The organism is Streptococcus mitis (assembly GCF_000722755.1).
In the GTDB taxonomy this organism is placed as follows: domain Bacteria; phylum Bacillota; class Bacilli; order Lactobacillales; family Streptococcaceae; genus Streptococcus; species Streptococcus mitis_CM.
The window spans coordinates 139,522-157,500 of record NZ_JPFY01000008.1 but is presented as its reverse complement, the minus strand read 5'-3'; the positions used below and the strand labels follow the sequence as shown (position 1 = coordinate 157,500).

Annotated in this window: 14 protein-coding genes, 2 tRNA genes and 2 rRNA genes (1 of these 18 only partly in view); 1 reads left to right on the top strand and 17 read right to left on the bottom strand. The window is 41.9% G+C overall.

Annotated features, from left to right (window positions below; translation table 11 throughout):
• The 9 genes from SK578_RS00970 to pbp2a all read right to left on the bottom strand — a co-directional run.
• Nucleotides 1-1,619, bottom strand: a 23S ribosomal RNA gene (locus tag SK578_RS00970) (it extends 1,283 nt beyond the left edge of the window).
• 124 nt (nucleotides 1,620-1,743) lie between these two features.
• Nucleotides 1,744-1,816: transfer RNA gene (locus tag SK578_RS00965), tRNA-Ala, on the bottom strand.
• 51 nt (nucleotides 1,817-1,867) lie between these two features.
• A 16S ribosomal RNA gene (locus SK578_RS00960) occupies nucleotides 1,868-3,413 on the bottom strand.
• The 16S and 23S rRNA genes sit together here with 2 tRNA genes alongside, the layout of an rRNA operon.
• Before the next feature lie 241 nt (nucleotides 3,414-3,654).
• Nucleotides 3,655-3,726 (bottom strand) — tRNA-Glu (locus SK578_RS00955).
• Between the two features lie 88 nt (nucleotides 3,727-3,814).
• The gene (locus SK578_RS00950; protein WP_042749721.1) at nucleotides 3,815-4,294 is read right to left on the bottom strand and encodes a sigma-70 RNA polymerase sigma factor region 4 domain-containing protein; all 480 of its coding nucleotides are present in this window, start codon (nucleotides 4,292-4,294) and stop codon (nucleotides 3,815-3,817) included.
• 120 nt (nucleotides 4,295-4,414) lie between these two features.
• Nucleotides 4,415-4,951 carry a transcription termination/antitermination protein NusG gene (gene nusG, locus SK578_RS00945; protein ID WP_020901172.1) on the bottom strand — a complete coding sequence of 179 codons (537 nt, stop codon included), beginning with the start codon at nucleotides 4,949-4,951 and terminating at the stop codon, nucleotides 4,415-4,417.
• 53 nt (nucleotides 4,952-5,004) lie between these two features.
• Entirely contained in the window at nucleotides 5,005-5,181 is a 177-nt protein-coding gene (gene secE, locus SK578_RS00940; protein WP_001210990.1) for a preprotein translocase subunit SecE, read from the bottom strand.
• Nucleotides 5,182-5,190: 9 nt separating this feature from the next.
• Entirely contained in the window at nucleotides 5,191-5,343 is a 153-nt protein-coding gene (rpmG, locus tag SK578_RS00935) for a 50S ribosomal protein L33 (protein ID WP_001809375.1), read from the bottom strand.
• Nucleotides 5,344-5,395: 52 nt separating this feature from the next.
• Entirely contained in the window at nucleotides 5,396-7,591 is a 2,196-nt protein-coding gene (gene pbp2a, locus SK578_RS00930) for a penicillin-binding protein PBP2A (RefSeq protein WP_042749897.1), read from the bottom strand.
• 86 nt (nucleotides 7,592-7,677) lie between these two features.
• Between pbp2a and SK578_RS00925 the strand changes: the two genes are divergently transcribed.
• Nucleotides 7,678-8,553: an RluA family pseudouridine synthase gene (locus SK578_RS00925; RefSeq protein WP_080709930.1), complete on the top strand. Its 876-nt coding sequence runs from the start codon at nucleotides 7,678-7,680 to the stop codon at nucleotides 8,551-8,553.
• A 71-nt stretch (nucleotides 8,554-8,624) separates the two neighbouring features.
• Here SK578_RS00925 and gap read toward each other — a convergent pair whose 3' ends face one another.
• The 8 genes from gap to jag form a co-directional block, all read right to left on the bottom strand.
• Nucleotides 8,625-9,632, bottom strand: coding sequence for a type I glyceraldehyde-3-phosphate dehydrogenase (gene gap / locus SK578_RS00920; RefSeq protein ID WP_000260685.1), 1,008 nt, complete (start codon nucleotides 9,630-9,632; stop codon nucleotides 8,625-8,627).
• A gap of 320 nt (nucleotides 9,633-9,952) precedes the next feature.
• Nucleotides 9,953-12,604: a bifunctional acetaldehyde-CoA/alcohol dehydrogenase gene (adhE, locus tag SK578_RS00915; protein ID WP_042749893.1), complete on the bottom strand. Its 2,652-nt coding sequence runs from the start codon at nucleotides 12,602-12,604 to the stop codon at nucleotides 9,953-9,955.
• A gap of 299 nt (nucleotides 12,605-12,903) precedes the next feature.
• Nucleotides 12,904-13,314, bottom strand: a complete 411-nt coding sequence (locus tag SK578_RS00910; RefSeq protein WP_042749891.1) for an MORN repeat-containing protein — start codon at nucleotides 13,312-13,314, stop codon at nucleotides 12,904-12,906.
• Nucleotides 13,301-13,744, bottom strand: a complete 444-nt coding sequence (locus SK578_RS00905; protein WP_042749889.1) for a low molecular weight protein-tyrosine-phosphatase — start codon at nucleotides 13,742-13,744, stop codon at nucleotides 13,301-13,303. The genes SK578_RS00910 and SK578_RS00905 overlap by 14 nt, the downstream gene beginning before the upstream one ends.
• Before the next feature lie 46 nt (nucleotides 13,745-13,790).
• Nucleotides 13,791-14,090, bottom strand: a complete 300-nt coding sequence (yajC, locus tag SK578_RS00900) for a preprotein translocase subunit YajC (RefSeq protein ID WP_042749887.1) — start codon at nucleotides 14,088-14,090, stop codon at nucleotides 13,791-13,793.
• A 117-nt stretch (nucleotides 14,091-14,207) separates the two neighbouring features.
• Complete coding sequence (gene tkt / locus SK578_RS00895; RefSeq protein WP_042749886.1) at nucleotides 14,208-16,184, bottom strand: transketolase; 1,977 nt, start codon at nucleotides 16,182-16,184, stop codon at nucleotides 14,208-14,210.
• A 116-nt stretch (nucleotides 16,185-16,300) separates the two neighbouring features.
• Nucleotides 16,301-16,924, bottom strand: coding sequence for a hypothetical protein (locus SK578_RS00890; RefSeq protein WP_042749884.1), 624 nt, complete (start codon nucleotides 16,922-16,924; stop codon nucleotides 16,301-16,303).
• Between the two features lie 50 nt (nucleotides 16,925-16,974).
• On the bottom strand, nucleotides 16,975-17,964 hold the full coding sequence (gene jag, locus SK578_RS00885) for an RNA-binding cell elongation regulator Jag/EloR (protein WP_042749882.1): 990 nt from the start codon (nucleotides 17,962-17,964) through the stop codon (nucleotides 16,975-16,977).
• Between the last annotated feature and the right edge of the window lie 15 nt (nucleotides 17,965-17,979).

The following is a 17,979-nucleotide window of genomic DNA, read 5'->3' as shown; positions in this document are numbered from 1 at the left end:
GTTTAAACGCTAGAAGCTTTTCTTGGCAGTGTGACGTCACTAACTTCGCTACTAAACTTCGCTCCCCATCACAGCTCAATGTTACAGATATAAGCATTTGACTCATATCACACCTCACTGCTTAGACAGACTCTTCCAATCGTCTGCTTTAGTTAGCCTACTGCGTCCCTGCATCACTACATACTCTAGTACAGGAATATCAACCTGTTGTCCATCGGATACACCTTTCGGTCTCTCCTTAGGTCCCGACTAACCCAGGGCGGACGAGCCTTCCCCTGGAAACCTTAGTCTTACGGTGGACAGGATTCTCACCTGTCTTTCGCTACTCATACCGGCATTCTCACTTCTATGCGTTCCAGCACTCCTCACGGTACACCTTCATCACACATAGAACGCTCTCCTACCATACCTATAAAGGTATCCACAGCTTCGGTAAATTGTTTTAGCCCCGGTACATTTTCGGCGCAGGGTCACTCGACTAGTGAGCTATTACGCACTCTTTGAATGAATAGCTGCTTCTAAGCTAACATCCTAGTTGTCTGTGCAACCCCACATCCTTTTCCACTTAACAATTATTTTGGGACCTTAGCTGGTGGTCTGGGCTGTTTCCCTTTCGACTACGGATCTTAGCACTCGCAGTCTGACTAGCCGACCATAATTCATTGGCATTCGGAGTTTATCTGAGATTGGTAATCCGGGATGGACCCCTCACCCAAACAGTGCTCTACCTCCAAGAATCTTAATGTCGACGCTAGCCCTAAAGCTATTTCGGAGAGAACCAGCTATCTCCAAGTTCGTTTGGAATTTCTCCGCTACCCACAAGTCATCCAAGCACTTTTCAACGTGCCCTGGTTCGGTCCTCCAGTGCGTCTTACCGCACCTACAACCTGCTCATGGGTAGGTCACATGGTTTCGGGTCTACGTCATGATACTAAGGCGCCCTATTCAGACTCGGTTTCCCTACGGCTCCGTCTCTTCAACTTAACCTCGCATCATAATGTAACTCGCCGGTTCATTCTACAAAAGGCACGCTCTCACCCATTAACGGGCTCGAACTTGTTGTAGGCACACGGTTTCAGGTTCTATTTCACTCCCCTCCCGGGGTGCTTTTCACCTTTCCCTCACGGTACTGGTTCACTATCGGTCACTAGGGAGTATTTAGGGTTGGGAGATGGTCCTCCCAGATTCCGACGGGATTTCACGTGTCCCGCCGTACTCAGGATACTGCTAGGTACAAAGACTATTTTAAATACGAGGCTATTACTCTCTTTGGCTGATCTTCCCAAATCATTCTTCTATAATCCTTGAGTCCACATTGCAGTCCTACAACCCCGAAGAGTAAACTCTTCGGTTTGCCCTCCTGCCGTTTCGCTCGCCGCTACTAAGGCAATCGCTTTTGCTTTCTCTTCCTGCAGCTACTTAGATGTTTCAGTTCACTGCGTCTTCCTCCTCACATCCTTAACAGATGCGGGTAACAGGTAGTACCTGTTGGGTTCCCCCATTCGGAAATCCCTGGATCATCGCTCACTTACAGCTACCCAAGGCATATCGTCGTTTGTCACGTCCTTCTTCGGCTCCTAGTGCCAAGGCATCCACCGTGCGCCCTTATTAACTTAACCTTATTTTTTGACCTTTCAGTCATAAACTCTTATTAATACTACAGCGTTTTCGGTTTATTTTCTTGTTACTATTTGATATAGATATTCAATTTTCAATGTGCATTACTTGGTGATCTCTCACCAATGGAGCCTAGCGGGATCGAACCGCTGACCTCCTGCGTGCAAAGCAGGCGCTCTCCCAGCTGAGCTAAGGCCCCACAAGACCTCTCAAGACTAAACAAGACCAATGCGCAGTTCCTTATCCTTAGAAAGGAGGTGATCCAGCCGCACCTTCCGATACGGCTACCTTGTTACGACTTCACCCCAATCATCTATCCCACCTTAGGCGGCTGGCTCCTTACGGTTACCTCACCGACTTCGGGTGTTACAAACTCTCGTGGTGTGACGGGCGGTGTGTACAAGGCCCGGGAACGTATTCACCGCGGCGTGCTGATCCGCGATTACTAGCGATTCCGACTTCATGTAGGCGAGTTGCAGCCTACAATCCGAACTGAGACTGGCTTTAAGAGATTAGCTTGCCGTCACCGGCTTGCGACTCGTTGTACCAGCCATTGTAGCACGTGTGTAGCCCAGGTCATAAGGGGCATGATGATTTGACGTCATCCCCACCTTCCTCCGGTTTATTACCGGCAGTCTCGCTAGAGTGCCCAACTGAATGATGGCAACTAACAATAGGGGTTGCGCTCGTTGCGGGACTTAACCCAACATCTCACGACACGAGCTGACGACAACCATGCACCACCTGTCACCTCTGTCCCGAAGGAAAGCTCTATCTCTAGAGCGGTCAGAGGGATGTCAAGACCTGGTAAGGTTCTTCGCGTTGCTTCGAATTAAACCACATGCTCCACCGCTTGTGCGGGCCCCCGTCAATTCCTTTGAGTTTCAACCTTGCGGTCGTACTCCCCAGGCGGAGTGCTTAATGCGTTAGCTACGGCACTAAACCCCGGAAAGGGTCTAACACCTAGCACTCATCGTTTACGGCGTGGACTACCAGGGTATCTAATCCTGTTTGCTCCCCACGCTTTCGAGCCTCAGCGTCAGTTACAAGCCAGAGAGCCGCTTTCGCCACCGGTGTTCCTCCATATATCTACGCATTTCACCGCTACACATGGAATTCCACTCTCCCCTCTTGCACTCAAGTTAAACAGTTTCCAAAGCGTACTATGGTTAAGCCACAGCCTTTAACTTCAGACTTATCTAACCGCCTGCGCTCGCTTTACGCCCAATAAATCCGGACAACGCTCGGGACCTACGTATTACCGCGGCTGCTGGCACGTAGTTAGCCGTCCCTTTCTGGTAAGATACCGTCACAGTGTGAACTTTCCACTCTCACACTCGTTCTTCTCTTACAACAGAGCTTTACGATCCGAAAACCTTCTTCACTCACGCGGCGTTGCTCGGTCAGACTTCCGTCCATTGCCGAAGATTCCCTACTGCTGCCTCCCGTAGGAGTCTGGGCCGTGTCTCAGTCCCAGTGTGGCCGATCACCCTCTCAGGTCGGCTATGTATCGTCGCCTTGGTGAGCCGTTACCCCACCAACTAGCTAATACAACGCAGGTCCATCTGGTAGTGATGCAATTGCACCTTTTAAGTAAATGTCATGCAACATCTACTATTATGCGGTATTAGCTATCGTTTCCAATAGTTATCCCCCGCTACCAGGCAGGTTACCTACGCGTTACTCACCCGTTCGCAACTCATCCAGAGAAGCAAGCTCCTCCTTCAGCGTTCTACTTGCATGTATTAGGCACGCCGCCAGCGTTCGTCCTGAGCCAGGATCAAACTCTCATTAAAAGTTTGAGTTCTCACTCATTTCTGTCACTGACAGATTTATTGTTTTTTCATTGTTCAGTACTACAATCTTAGTTGTAGTGCCCTGCACATTGGTTCGTCTTGTTCAGTTTTCAAAGGTCTTTGTCACTCGCTTCTCTCAAGTGACAACTATATTAGTATATCACAGCTGCTTTTTCTTGTCAACACTTTTTTGAAACTTTTTTAATCTTTTTTCATCAAGTGTTCCACCCGCAACATACCATAGTCCGTACGGGATTCGAACCCGTGTTACCGCCGTGAAAAGGCGGTGTCTTAACCCCTTGACCAACGGACCTGAGTTATTTTCAACTCTTACTATTATACAGACTTTTCATACTTTGTCAACTACTTTTTTTATCTTTTTTCATTTTTTGCATGGCTTCCTAGTATGTACGAATGTCAAACTCTTTAAATACAATACGTAAGTCTCTTAACACTCTTTGACGCCCTCGGAAACGTTCATTTCTTAAGACGCGTTCTAACTCTTCTTGTTTGTCTTTACTTTGTTTGTTTCTATAATCTTTTAGCGTTTCATGAAAGAGATAATAATCATCTAGACGCAGACCTCCCTCACTTATACGATGACTAATCTCACCTACTTCTTCATAGGGTTCTTTATCATATCTTCGTTTTTGACTTTCTTGCTTACGGATATAGTCTAGAATTCGATTCCGGAACTTAGTCTTAAAATATTTCCTTAAACGAGGAATATCTTCTATTATTCCTTCTTCTCTACTAATCAATTCATATAAGCAAATCATACCCTCTTGCTCCCAATCAGATAACTCCCATAAATGCAAGTAATATTCTTTTCTACTCTTATATACAATTCCCTGGACTTCTTTATACAATTCTTTAAACATAACATTCCCCTTTCTAGATACAGTTTAACAGATTCAGAAACACTTTTGTCCCATTTCCCCCATTCTGTTCTCTACACTGCCTCAACTGCACAAAAAAGAGAGGACAGGCCTCTCTCAGGGTTATAATTCTGCAATTTGGTTTAGGTTTACTTCTGCAACTGTGTCATTACCAAACATAGAGATAATCATCTTCACTTTATTGTTATCAATTTCTGTAATCTTACCAGTATAATCTGCAAAGGCACCATCAATAATACGTACAGTTTGACCAACCTCAACATCGAAATCAAATTCTTGAACAGTTTGTCCCATAGATACCAAAATGTCACGAATTTCTTGTTCCAATAATGGAGTTGGTTTTGATCTATTTCCGTGAGATCCAACGAATCCTGTAACGTTTGGTGTGTTTCGAACAACAAACCAAGCTTCATCTGTCATGACCATTTCTACAAGAACATAACCTGGAAAGCGATTTTCTTCTATTTCTTTTCTCTTTCCATTTTTTTCAACTTGCACTGTTTGTGTTGGAATTTCAACGCGTAGAATATTATCCAACATATTGTAGGTTTGTGCACGTTGTAATAGATTTTCTTTTACCTTATTTTCATAACCAGAATAAGTTTGTAAAACAAACCACCCTTTATCAAAACTATCCATGATACTTCCTTTCATAATAGAAGATTTCTAGCGTGAATAACTCCACAGGTCTTCTAAAAAATATTAATAAATCGAATCAAACCTGAAACAATCAACTTGTCAAAAATATAAATAATCACAACAAAGAAAGCAGTGTATTCCATGATAGACCGAAAATCTCTCCAGCTTTCCTTGCGAGTTGGCCATGTTGTGTCTTTAAGAAGTCTAAAAATATCTCCAATAAAACGCATCGCTCTCTCCTATCTCGTTTCTCTGTGTGTAGTGTACTTACCACAATGTTTACAAAATTTATTTACTTCTAGTCGTGTTGGCTTGGGGTTTCCACTGATCTTGATTGAATAGTTTCTCGAACCACAAACCGCACAAGCTAGGCTTGCTTTTTTTAGTGCCATAACGCCTCCATCTTATCTATTATAACAAGAAAGCTAGGCTTTGACAAGCATCTTAACGAAATAGATTGACTACCGAATCCCATATCGTTTGAGCCTTTTCCTTAATCTTCGCATCCGAGATAGCACGGCTAGCCTCATCTACCAGATTTTGTGCACGACTTCTAATATCAGACAGGCTATTATCCGCCTGATTTTCTTCATTACTCTGTACTTGATTTCTTGTATTGGCTGGTGCAATTCCATTTTGCTTATAAGCATTTTCGACTGTAAAGGTACTTCCTGGCGTATAAGGTAAAATGGTATTTGCAATGTTTCTAAAGACATGGGCTGCACCGTTTGAAGTAGAGCCAGCTAGATAGTGGCTTTCATCAGTGGTAGGGAAACCAAGCCAGTGACTAATCACTACATCCGGAGTATAACCAATTACCCACTGGTCACTTGTGTATTCAGGATTGAAAACAGCTTCAGTTGTTCCAGTTTTTCCTGCCATGACATAGTCTGCAGGCGATGAACTAACACCGGTACCGTTGGTGAATGTCCCCAACATCATACTAGTCATCTTGTCAGCTACAGACTTATCAATCACCCGTTTTTGTGAATTTTTATGGCTCGCAATAACCTGCCCACTAGCATTTTCAATTCTACTAATAAAATGAGCTTCCGGCATTAAACCTTCATTTGCAAAAGCAGCATACGCTTGAGCCATTTGAAGAGGGTTGGTTTCAACACCGCTTCCCAAGGCGACACCAAGAACACGATCGACTTTTTCCATATTGAGTCCGAATTTTTCGCCCGCCTCAAAAGCCTTATCAACTCCCAAATCATTAACAGTGGCAACAGCAGGCAGATTAAGCGATTCTGCCAAGGCTTGATACATAGGAACTTCTCGACTAGTTTTGATCCCTGCATAGTTATCAACCTTATAGCTGTCATACTGCATAGTATGGTTATCCAACTGCTTATTCAAAGCCCAGCCAGCTTCAACTGCAGGCGTATAAACAACTAAAGGCTTAATTGTAGAACCAGGGCTACGTTTTGATTGAGTTGCATAGTTGAAATTCCGGAATCCAGTTTTATCATTGCCAGCAACCTGACCGACAACTCCACGAACTCCACCTGTTTTCGGTTCGAGAGCCACACTTCCTGATTGAGCAAATGTTCCATCCTCTGCCCTCGGAAATAGAGCTGTATTTTCATAGACAACCTGCATATTTGCTTGATAGTTTTGGTCCAGCTCTGTATAAATGCGGTAGCCATTATTGACAATTTCTTCCTCTGTTAGATTATACTTGGAAACAGCTTCATTAACAACCGCATCAAAGTAAGAAGGATAGCGGTAATCTGAGATTTTTCCTTCATACTTATCGTGCAATTGCGAAGTCATATCAACTTCTGCAGCTTCGGTTTCTTGGTTTTTATCAATGTAACCCGCCGCAACCATATTCTGCAAAACAGTATCGCGACGATTGGTAGAATCTTCTACGGAATTCAAAGGATTATACAGTTCCGGCCCCTTTAGCATTCCTGCCAGAGTCGCAGCTTGATCCAGACTCACTTCTGATGCAGAAACTCCAAAGTATTTCTTACTCGCATCTTCTACGCCCCACACACCATTTCCAAAATAAGCGTTGTTAAGGTACATGGTTAGAATTTGATCCTTACTATATTTTTTTGTTAATTCTAAGGCAAGGAAAAATTCTTTCGCTTTTCTCTCAACAGTTTGATCCTGCGACAGATAGGCATTTTTAGCCAGCTGTTGGGTAATAGTAGAACCACCACCTGAACGGCCAGCAGTTACAATAGCCAAGAAGAAACGACCATAGTTAATCCCGTCATTTTTATAGAAAGAACGGTCTTCTGTCGCAATAACGGCATTCTGCAAATTTTTACTGATATCAGTCAATTCAACATAAGTTCCTTTTTGACCAGACAAGGCACCAGCCTCCTTTTCTTCACGGTCAAAAATGAGAGTTCGAGTTTTCAAGGCATTTTGCAAATCATTGACATTGGTTGACTTGGCTACAGCAAACAAATAGGTTCCAACTAGCAAGCCTGCACTCAAACCTAGTATAAGGACAATCTTTGTTAGATGATAGCGACGCCAGAATTTTCGAATTGGACCTACTTGGGCCAATTTTTTTCGATCACTACGAGAGCGACGTAAGCTAGTAGAATCAGAATCCTCTAGTTCACTTGTTTCTTTTTTAAAAAGAGAAAGAAATTTCTCGAATAATTTATCTAATTTCATGCGTTTATTTTATCATCTTCATCATAGGAAGACAAGAATTTAGCTATTTCCTATCCAAATAGGGCTTTTTTTGTTACAATATCTGTATGAAATTCACATTTACATTACCAGACTCTCTACCTCAAATGACGGTTAAGCAATTACTAGAGGAGCAACTCCTCATCCCTAGAAAAATCCGTCATTTTTTGAGAATCAAGAAACACATTTTGATTAATCAGCGAGAAGTTCATTGGAACGAAATGGTAAGTCCTGGAGATGTTTGCCAGTTGACTTTTGACGAGGAAGATTATCCCGAAAAAGAAATCCCTTGGGGCAACCCAAACCTCGTTCAAGAAGTTTATCAAGACCAACACTTGATTATTGCAAACAAACCCGAGGGGATGAAAACGCATGGTAATCAGCCAAACGAAATCGCCCTTCTTAACCATGTCAGTTCCTATGTTGGTCAAACCTGCTATGTCGTTCATCGTCTGGACATGGAAACAAGTGGCTTAGTTCTCTTTGCCAAAAATCCTTTTATCCTACCTATTCTCAATCGCTTACTTGAGAAAAAAGAGATTTCTAGGGAATATTGGGCACTTGTTGATGGAAATATCAACAGCAAAGAACTTGTTTTCAGAGACAAAATTGGGCGTGATCGCCATGACCGTAGAAAACGAATAGTTGATACAAAAAATGGGCAATATGCTGAAACACATGTAAGCAGATTAAAGCAATTCCCAAACAAGACTTCCTTGGTTCGTTGCAAACTAAAGACAGGGCGAACACATCAGATTCGCGTGCATCTCTCTCATCACAACCTCCCTATCCTGGGTGATCCTCTCTATAATAGCAAATCAAAAACAAATCGGCTTATGCTTCACGCCTTTCGACTGTCCTTTACCCATCCGTTTACATTAGAAAAGTTAAGTTTCACTACCCTTTCCGATACATTTGAAAAAGAATTAAAAAAGAATGGATGATTGTTGTGTCATCCATTCTTCAATATAAGAAAAGCAAGGCCAAGAGGCCTTGCTTTTTATCGACTCATGAATTATTTAGCGATTTTTGCGAAGTATTCAAGAGTACGAACAAGTTGTGCAGTGTATGACATTTCGTTGTCGTACCATGATACAACTTTAACCAATTGTTTACCGTCAACGTCAAGAACTTTAGTTTGAGTTGCGTCAAACAATGAACCGTAAGACATACCTACGATATCTGAAGATACGATTGGATCTTCTGTGTAACCGTATGATTCGTTTGAAGCTGCTTTCATAGCTGCGTTCACTTCATCAACAGTAACGTTCTTTTCAAGAACTGCTACCAATTCAGTAACTGATCCAGTTGGAGTTGGAACGCGTTGTGCAGATCCGTCAAGTTTACCGTTCAATTCTGGGATTACAAGACCGATAGCTTTAGCAGCACCAGTTGAGTTAGGAACGATGTTTGCAGCACCAGCGCGAGCACGGCGAAGGTCACCACCACGGTGTGGTCCGTCAAGGATCATTTGGTCACCAGTGTAAGCGTGGATAGTAGTCATCAATCCTTCAACAACACCAAAGTTGTCTTGAAGAGCTTTAGCCATTGGAGCCAAGCAGTTTGTAGTACATGAAGCACCTGAGATAACTGTTTCAGTGCCGTCAAGAACGTCGTGGTTAGTGTTGAATACAACTGTTTTAACGTCGTTTCCACCAGGAGCAGTGATAACAACTTTTTTAGCTCCACCTTTAAGGTGTTTTTCAGCTGCTTCTTTCTTAGCAAAGAAACCAGTAGCTTCAAGAACGATTTCTACACCGTCAGTAGCCCAGTCGATTTGTTCTGGATCACGTTCAGCAGAAACTTTAACGAATTTACCGTTAACTTCGAATCCACCTTCTTTAACTTCAACAGTACCGTCGAAACGACCTTGAGTTGTGTCGTATTTCAACAAGTGTGCAAGCATAACTGGATCTGTAAGGTCGTTGATGCGTGTAACTTCAACACCTTCTACGTTTTGGATACGACGGAAAGCAAGACGACCGATACGTCCGAAACCGTTAATACCAACTTTAACTACCATTAGTGATTTCCTCCTTATGAAAATCATGAAATTTTTATTGTGAAAAGAGTAACTTGAATCACTACAAATCACCTTTCAACAAACCTATTATATAACTATTTAAGTTTAATTGCAAGTACGGGCGTTGTTTTTTGTCTATACCCCACTTATTTTTCTTTCTCCTTTGAAAGCCTATACTGCTGTCTTTCTTTGTCTACCTAGTCATTTCTCACTTTCCTTTTCAGATGAAAAGTGAAAACAGAAAAGCTAAAAATTATTTTCAATACTCCAATTCTACAAGAAAAGAGACAGGAAATTCCTGCCTCTAGGCTGATAAACAATTATTTACGGCGTCCTGGTCTTTCTTTGTAGCCATAGTAAGAATCTTCGATGATTTCTTGCATATGGTCAACCATTGGAAGACGTGGGTTAGCTGGTGAACATTGATCTTCATAAGCAAGGAAGGCCAATTCACGAGAATGTTCTTTCCATTCTTTTTCATCAATTCCTTGTGCTTTGAAGTTCATTTGGATACCTACGCGCTCACCAAGTTCGTAGACAGCTTTTGCGTAAGATTCCACACCTTCTTCTGGAGTAGAAGCTGGAAGTCCAAGCATGCGTGCGATATCTTGGTATTTTTCATCTGCACGGTAGTAGTTGTACTTAGGCCATGTTGCTGTCTTAGCTGGACGTGTACCGTTGTAGCGGATGACGTATGGAAGCAAGATAGCATTAGTACGACCGTGGATTGTGTGGAATTGCGCACCAATCTTATGGGCCATTGAGTGAGAAATACCTAGGAAGGCATTGGCAAAGGCCATACCAGCGATTGTTGAAGCATTATGCATTTTCTCACGTGAGTGGAAGTCTGCATTCTTAACTGAGCTTTCAAGGTTTTCAAATACAAGCTTGATGGCTTGAAGTGCAAGACCATCAGTGTAGTCGCTAGCCATTTGTGATACGTAAGCTTCAGTCGCGTGGGTCAATACGTCCATACCAGTGTCCGCAGCAACAAATCCAGGAACTGTCAATACCAAGGCAGGGTCTACGATTGCCACAGTTGGTGTCAATGAGTAGTCAGCGATTGGGTATTTACGGTTGTTTGCTTTATCAGAGATAACGGCAAATGGTGTTACTTCAGATCCTGTACCAGATGTTGTTGGGATTGCGATGAATTTAGTCTTCTTACCAAGCAATGGGAATTTGAAGGCACGTTTACGGATATCCATGAATTTTTGAACAAGGTCTCGGAAGTCTACTTCTGGTTGTTCGTAGAAGAGCCACATTACTTTAGCAGCATCCATTGGAGATCCACCACCAAGAGCGATGATTGTATCTGGTTTGAAGGCACGCATAATCTCAGTACCACGTTCAACTGTAGTGATATCTGGATCTGGTTCTACATCAGCAAAGATTTGGTAAACAACCTTATTGCGACGAAGGTCAAGCTGTTCGATGATACGATCAAGGAAGCCAAGCTCTACCATAGCGTGGTCAGTAACGATCATGACACGCTCAACGTCACGACATTTTTGAAGGTATTGAATTGAATCACGTTCAAAGTATGTTTTTGAAGGAAGTTTCATCCATTGCATGTTATTTCTCCGTCTTCCGACTTTTTTGATATTCAAGAGGTTAATGGCGCTAACGTTATCCCCAACTGAGTTACGTCCGTAAGAACCACATCCGAGTGTCAATGATGGCAAGAAGGCATTGTAAACGTCCCCGATACCACCGAAAGTAGAAGGTGAGTTACAGATAACACGAATAGCTTTAACAGCTTTACCAAATTCTTTAGTCAATTCTTCGTCAGCTGTGTGGATAGCTGCTGAGTGTCCAAGACCGTTAAATTCAACCATTTGACGAGCCTTAGTAATACCATCTTCACGGCTTTCAGATTTCAAAACTGCGATAACTGGTGACAATTTTTCACGAGTCAATGGCTCGTTTTCACCAACTTCTTTACATTCTGCAGCAAGAATGTTTGTTCCTTCTGGAACTGTAAATCCTGCTTGTTCTGCAATCCAAGTTGCTGGTTTACCAACGATGTCAGCGTTCAATTTTGCACCAGCACAGTTTTTGCTATTTGCTTTCACGCCGAAGCAGAACTCTTCAAGAAGTGCTTTTTCTTTTTTGTTTACAAAGTAAGTATGATATGATTTGAACTCTGCTACAAATTCATCGTAAATTTCTTTATCAATGATAACCGCTTGTTCAGATGCACAGACCATACCATTGTCAAATGATTTAGACATGACGATATCGTGTGCAGCTTGGCGGATGTTAGCTGATTTTTCAACATAAGCTGGCACGTTTCCGGCACCTACCCCAAGAGCTGGTTTACCACATGAGTATGCAGCTTTAACCATGGCATTACCACCTGTTGCAAGGATTGTTGCAATACCTTCGTGGTTCATAAGGGCACTTGTTGCTTCCATAGATGGTTGAGTAATCCATTGCACACAGTTTTCAGGAGCACCTGCTTTAATCGCAGCATCACGAACGATTTGAGCTGCGTGAGCTGATGATTCTTGAGCTGATGGGTGGAAGGCAAAGACGATTGGATTACGTGTCTTCAATGAAATCAATGCCTTAAAGATTGCTGTTGATGTTGGATTTGTTGTTGGAGTGATACCACAAACAACGCCAACTGGTTCAGCGATAAGGGTCAAACCTGTTACATCGTCTTCTTCGATAACACCAACTGTTTTAGTGTGGCGCATGTTGTTTACTACGTGTTCACAAGCAAATAAGTTCTTAGTTGCTTTGTCTTCAAATACACCACGTCCTGTTTCTTCATAGGCATGTAGAGCCAATTCTCCGTGGGCATCCAAAGCTGCCACTGACGCTTTAGCTACGATGTAGTCGACCTGTTCTTGGTCGAGTTTACGCATTTCCTCAAGAGCAACTAAAGCTTTTTGCACCAAGCCGTCGACATGCTTTTCAGCAGCGAGTTTCTTTTCTTCTGGTGTCACAGTTTTTTTATCAGCCATATTTTCCTCCATAGCTTTCAAGGATTGATATCCTTTGTTAATTTTTTCACAAGTTTATTATAACGCATTATTTCAACTTTGTAAACAGTTTCATAAACATTTCACAAAGAATTTTTTATTGTTTGTGAATTTTTTCTCATTTTCTTTACTTATCACGTTTTTTCTTTAGAGTTTGTGAAAATTATTTCAAATATTTTTTATTTCACAAACTTACTTGGAAGAGGGATTTGGAAAGAGATAGATTTTCTAGTAAGCGCTTACTTAAGCATTCTAACAATACCTCCTTTGATAAGGAGGCTTTATTTTTGTTGAAAAACGCCTTGTTTAAAAGTCCCTTCATAAACAACTTCTTGTTCTGTTGTTAGTTTCCCTTTTCCTTCAGCCTGACCATTTACAAAATCACCTTCGTAGGTCCAGCCTTCTTTAGATTGAAAGGTACCTTTTCCGTTGAAGGCTCCATTGTTGAAACCACCTGTATACTGGTCTCCATTTTGGAAGGTAATGGTTCCTTGGCCATTCATTTTACCACGGACAAGACTGCCATCGTAAACAATGGTTCCATTATCAAGCTTTAGAACACCTTTTCCTGGAATATTTAGAAAAAAGACGAGTACAGCACAAAAAACAATGGTAACTACTGCCAAAATCTCTAAACGTGGACGAGTCAGATAGACACGATACTTGTCGTAAAAATTCTTAAGATTTTCCATCTTCACTCCCCTTTTCTAAACGTTCTAACCAAGCTTGACAACCCTCTTGAACACGCTGATAGGTTTCCTCAAAATCTCCTGTATACCAAGGATCTGGAACACTTTCAGGTGCGAATGAGTAAATCTTATCTTTACAGTCTGCTGGACACATCTGACGTAAGTCAGAAACATTTGAAGCATCCATACCGATAATATAATCAAAGGCTTCAAAATCTTCCTTACTAATCTGAAGCGATGTCTTGCCTTTTTCATAAGGAATCTCATACTGTTGAAAAATCCCTTGAGTTCCCTTATGAATCGGATTACCATGTTCCCAAGAGGAAGTCGCTCGACTTTGGATTTCATAATTATCTGTCATTGATTTCATAACAAACTCAGCCATAGGGCTACGACAAATATTTCCCAAGCAGACAAAGACTAGTTTTTTCATCCCATTTCCTTTCTTTTATAGAAAAACGGGAGTTCGTGATCCCGTCTTATTTTTCAATTGCACCTTCTAGTGAAGCTGTTTCTTTCAGCGGTAATACTGTCTTGATAGCAGCTAGTTCAAAAGTCAAGTAAACTCCATCTACATCAAGAACAATGGTTCTCTTCTCAGTATCTACTTCATCGACTGTTCCATAAAGTCCACCGATTGTAATAACTTCATAGCCTTTTTGTAATTTATTCAAGCTTTCCATACGCTTTTGTGCTTGTTTCTTTTGAGAGCGTTGCGTAAAGAACATCAAGCCCAACATAGCCACAAGAATGATTAAAAATGTATATTGTGATTCCATTATATTCTCCTTTGTCTTTTACATAGGACTACTATATCAAATTTCAGTTACTTTTACAAGATTGTACCTTACTTTTCTAGTAAGAAAAAAACAGAGCTTGCGCCCTGATTTTTAGAATTATTTCAAGTTTTGAACGACTTTTACAAGATTTTCAACTGTAAAGCCATATTCTGCCAATACTTTTGGTGCTGGTGCAGAGGCTCCGAAGGTATCAATACCAAGAACAGCACCATCTAGACCAACATATTTGTACCAGTTTTGAGTTGCACCCATTTCGACTGCAACACGACGGCGAACTGCATTTGGAAGAATTTCTTCCTTGTATGCTGCATCTTGTTTATCAAATACATCTGTAGATGGCATGCTGACTACGCGGACTTTTGCGCCTTGACTAGCCAATTCTTTGGCAGCTGAGACAGCAAGATTAACCTCTGAACCTGTTGCAATCAAGATTGTATCAAAGTCTGCTGCATTTTCGTAGACAACATAGGCACCTTTTGCAACCTTGTCAAAGTCTGTTCCTTCTTCAACAGTCAAGTTTTGACGTGTTAAGACAAGGGCAGTTGGTGTTTTTTCACTTGTCACTGCAAGGTACCAAGCTGCTTGAGTTTCACGCGCATCTGCTGGACGGAAAACATTCAGATTTGGCATGGCACGAAGACCTGCTAAATGCTCAACTGGTTCGTGCGTTGGACCGTCTTCCCCAACCGCGATTGAATCGTGGGTAAAGACATAAGTCACGGGAAGTCCTTGTAAGGCTGACAAGCGAACAGCTGCCTTCACATAGTCAGAGAAGACGAAGAAAGTTCCACCGTATACACGAAGTCCACCATGAAGAGCCATCCCGTTCAAGATTGTTCCCATGGCAAATTCACGAACACCAAACTGAATGTTGCGGTTCAAGCGGTTGGAATCGTCTTGAAGTCCGTCAGTCTTGATATAAGTCATGTTTGAGTGAGCAAGGTCAGCTGATCCACCTAGGAAGGTTGGTAACTTAGCCGCCACAACATTCAAGGCATCTTGGCTTGAATTACGAGTTGCTTGAGAGAAACCATTTTCTAAAGCCGGGAAGTCTGCTGGAGTCACTTCAACTGGATCACGTCCATCAATAATGGCTTCTACTTCTGCAGCCAATTCTGGGTGCGCTTCTTTATAGTCAGCAACTAATTTTGTCCAAGCTTCATAAGCTGATGCGCCACGGTCTGCAACATGTTCTTTGAAATCAGCATAAACTTGTTCTGGAATTTCAAATGGTTCGTAGTCCCAACCAAGCGCTTGACGAGTTACTGCAGTTTCATCTGCTCCAAGAGGAGCACCGTGTACAGCATTAGTTCCTTGTTTGTTTGGAGAACCGTATCCAATAACAGTCTTCACTTCAATCAAAGATGGCTTGCCTGAAGCTTTAGCTGTTTCGATAGCAGCATGAATAGCTTCCAAGTCTGTTCCATCTTCAACCAAGGCAGTATGCCAACCGTAGGCATTGTAACGATCACGAACACTTTCTGTAAAGGAATCCTTTGTCTCACCATCCAAGTTGATGTCATTTGAATCATAAAGGACAACCAACTTATCTAGCTTTTGCAAACCTGCGTATGAAGCCGCCTCACTTGAGACACCTTCCATCAAGTCTCCATCTCCACAGATAACGTAAGTATAGTGGTCAAAGATATTGTAGCCTTCGCGGTTATATTTGGCTGCCAAGAAACGTTCTGCCTGGGCAAAACCAGTGGCAGTTGAGATCCCTTGACCTAGAGGACCTGTGGTAGCATCAATCCCTGCTGTATGGCCAAATTCTGGATGACCAGGTGTTTTTGACCCCCATTGACGGAAGCTCTTGATCTCATCCATGCTGACATCTTCAAAACCAGAAAGGTGAAGAAGGGCATAAAGGAGCATTGAACCATGACCAGCTGAAAGAATAAAACGGTCGCGGTTAATCCAGTTTGGTTGAGCGGGATTGATACGAAGTTGTTTTGTAAAGAGGCTGTAAGCCATCGGAGCCGCTCCCATAACCACACCTGGGTGACCTGAGTTGGCTTTATTAATGGCGTCAATACCTAGGAAACGAATTGCATTAACAGATAGATTTGACATAGAATTTCCTTTCTATTTGAGGTGATTATTGAATCACACATTCTATTTTACTATTATATGAAAAAATACATAGAATAGCAATTAAACAATTCGACGCTAGATAAGTCTCCTATTTTCTACTCTCTTGTCGCCTGATAGTAGGGAAGTAAGCGTTCATAAGCATCTTCTAATTTTTCTAAAATCACTTCTAATGATTGATTTTCTATGATAGAAACATCTGATTTAACTAACACTTTTCGGATTTCTTGACTGCCTACCTTCTCGACTAAGACTTGACGATTTTCTTCGTTCGCCTCCCACCGTTGACTTTGGCCATCAGAGTAGGCTAGATAATAAATCCCTTCAACGGTTGGAATTTCTAAAACTTTGGCCTGCTTGCCTAGAGTTTGCTCATCTTTCTTGCGCTCGATGAAACTGACTTCTAAGGAAACACCAAAATCAGAGGGTACTCCATACAAACGAAGAGCCAACATAGGTTCTGTCACTCTCCCCTCACGCTGTAGATAAGCCCAGAAGTGCGGTCGCAAGCGCTGCGCTTGGTTCATCCACTGGCTAGTCTGTTGAAGTTGCCATTCTGGATGGCTCGCTTGAAAGGCTTTAGCCAGTTCTGTAAAAGCCTTTCTGGCCTCTTGACCTTTGTGGCGAAATGCCAACATTTTCTCTCGCTCTACTCCCGCTTTATCAGGATTACGGTACTGCAAACCAGCAAAGTCTAGATAGTCTCTTATCTTATTCAACATTAATTTAATCTCCTCCAGCTAGCAAAAAATCAGGATAACCCTGATTTTGTTTATTCTGTATCTACAACGACATAGCGATTTGGCTCATCACCCTCAGAGTAACTAGTCACGCCATCCATGCGTGAAATAATACGATGGATAATCTTGCGTTCACTATTTGACATGGGATCTGTCTGATGACTACGGCCTTCTTCTAAAACACGAGCCGCCAATTTTTGCGCATAGGTCTGCAAGACTTCTGCACGGTGTTCAACATAATCATTGACATTAATAGTAATGTAGAAGGTTCTTGAATAGCGGTTATAAAGATAATTTTGAGCCAATAGTTGCAAGGCCTTTAAAACTTTGCCATGGTAACCGATAATACGACCTGGTTCGTTGGTATCAATTTGCAGATTGATGCTACGACGATTATAATCATTCGAAATCGTCGCCTCAACGTCCATATCATCAATAATAGTTTGAACATAAGTCGTTACTTCCGTAGCTACTTGTTCAATATCAAAGATCGGTTCCACCTTTAAGCCCAAATCTTCTAATTCTTGACTTTCAGTTCGTTCAGCTTGAGTCTCGACAATAGGAGTTTCTACTTCTTCTCCGAAACCAGCTTCTTCAAGCTGTAATTCATTTAAAATCTCAATGTGCCCAGTTTCTTCTAAGATGGTGCTAGCATGTTTTTCATTTTTCAAGATTTCAGCCTTGACTTCATCAGAAACCCCTTGGCCTTCTTCTTCAATCTTTTTAATTGCTTCTACAACATGACCCAAATCAACGGTTGCTTCACTGACCGTTTTGACCGGTTCATTTTGTTCATTGATTTCTTTAGGAACACCCTTAATAGCTTGTTGATTTGCTTTAATGACAGTTGTTTCACTAATAGCTTCAATGTCAACTTGAGCTGGTTTTTTACCAAATAAACCAAGAAATCCTTTTTTCTCGCGAGAAATGACTTTGATATGAGCCTTCATTCTTGGAATATCTAATTCTTTCAATCCTTTCTGGATTGCTTCTTCAACAGTTGAACCTGTAAATACTCCCATTACCAGATTCCTCCT

Excerpts from the sequence above, each read along its gene's own strand:
- SK578_RS00950 (WP_042749721.1), bottom strand. The coding sequence starts at position 4,294 with ATGTTTAAAGAATTGTATAAAGAAGTCCAGGGAATTGTATATAAGAGT.
- nusG (WP_020901172.1), bottom strand. The coding sequence starts at position 4,951 with ATGGATAGTTTTGATAAAGGGTGGTTTGTTTTACAAACTTATTCTGGT.
- secE (WP_001210990.1), bottom strand. The coding sequence starts at position 5,181 with ATGCGTTTTATTGGAGATATTTTTAGACTTCTTAAAGACACAACATGG.
- rpmG (WP_001809375.1), bottom strand. The coding sequence starts at position 5,343 with ATGGCACTAAAAAAAGCAAGCCTAGCTTGTGCGGTTTGTGGTTCGAGA.
- pbp2a (WP_042749897.1), bottom strand. The coding sequence starts at position 7,591 with ATGAAATTAGATAAATTATTCGAGAAATTTCTTTCTCTTTTTAAAAAA.
- SK578_RS00925 (WP_080709930.1), top strand. The coding sequence starts at position 7,678 with ATGAAATTCACATTTACATTACCAGACTCTCTACCTCAAATGACGGTT.
- gap (WP_000260685.1), bottom strand. The coding sequence starts at position 9,632 with ATGGTAGTTAAAGTTGGTATTAACGGTTTCGGACGTATCGGTCGTCTT.
- adhE (WP_042749893.1), bottom strand. The coding sequence starts at position 12,604 with ATGGCTGATAAAAAAACTGTGACACCAGAAGAAAAGAAACTCGCTGCT.
- SK578_RS00910 (WP_042749891.1), bottom strand. The coding sequence starts at position 13,314 with ATGGAAAATCTTAAGAATTTTTACGACAAGTATCGTGTCTATCTGACT.
- SK578_RS00905 (WP_042749889.1), bottom strand. The coding sequence starts at position 13,744 with ATGAAAAAACTAGTCTTTGTCTGCTTGGGAAATATTTGTCGTAGCCCT.
- yajC (WP_042749887.1), bottom strand. The coding sequence starts at position 14,090 with ATGGAATCACAATATACATTTTTAATCATTCTTGTGGCTATGTTGGGC.
- tkt (WP_042749886.1), bottom strand. The coding sequence starts at position 16,184 with ATGTCAAATCTATCTGTTAATGCAATTCGTTTCCTAGGTATTGACGCC.
- SK578_RS00890 (WP_042749884.1), bottom strand. The coding sequence starts at position 16,924 with ATGTTGAATAAGATAAGAGACTATCTAGACTTTGCTGGTTTGCAGTAC.
- jag (WP_042749882.1), bottom strand. The coding sequence starts at position 17,964 with ATGGGAGTATTTACAGGTTCAACTGTTGAAGAAGCAATCCAGAAAGGA.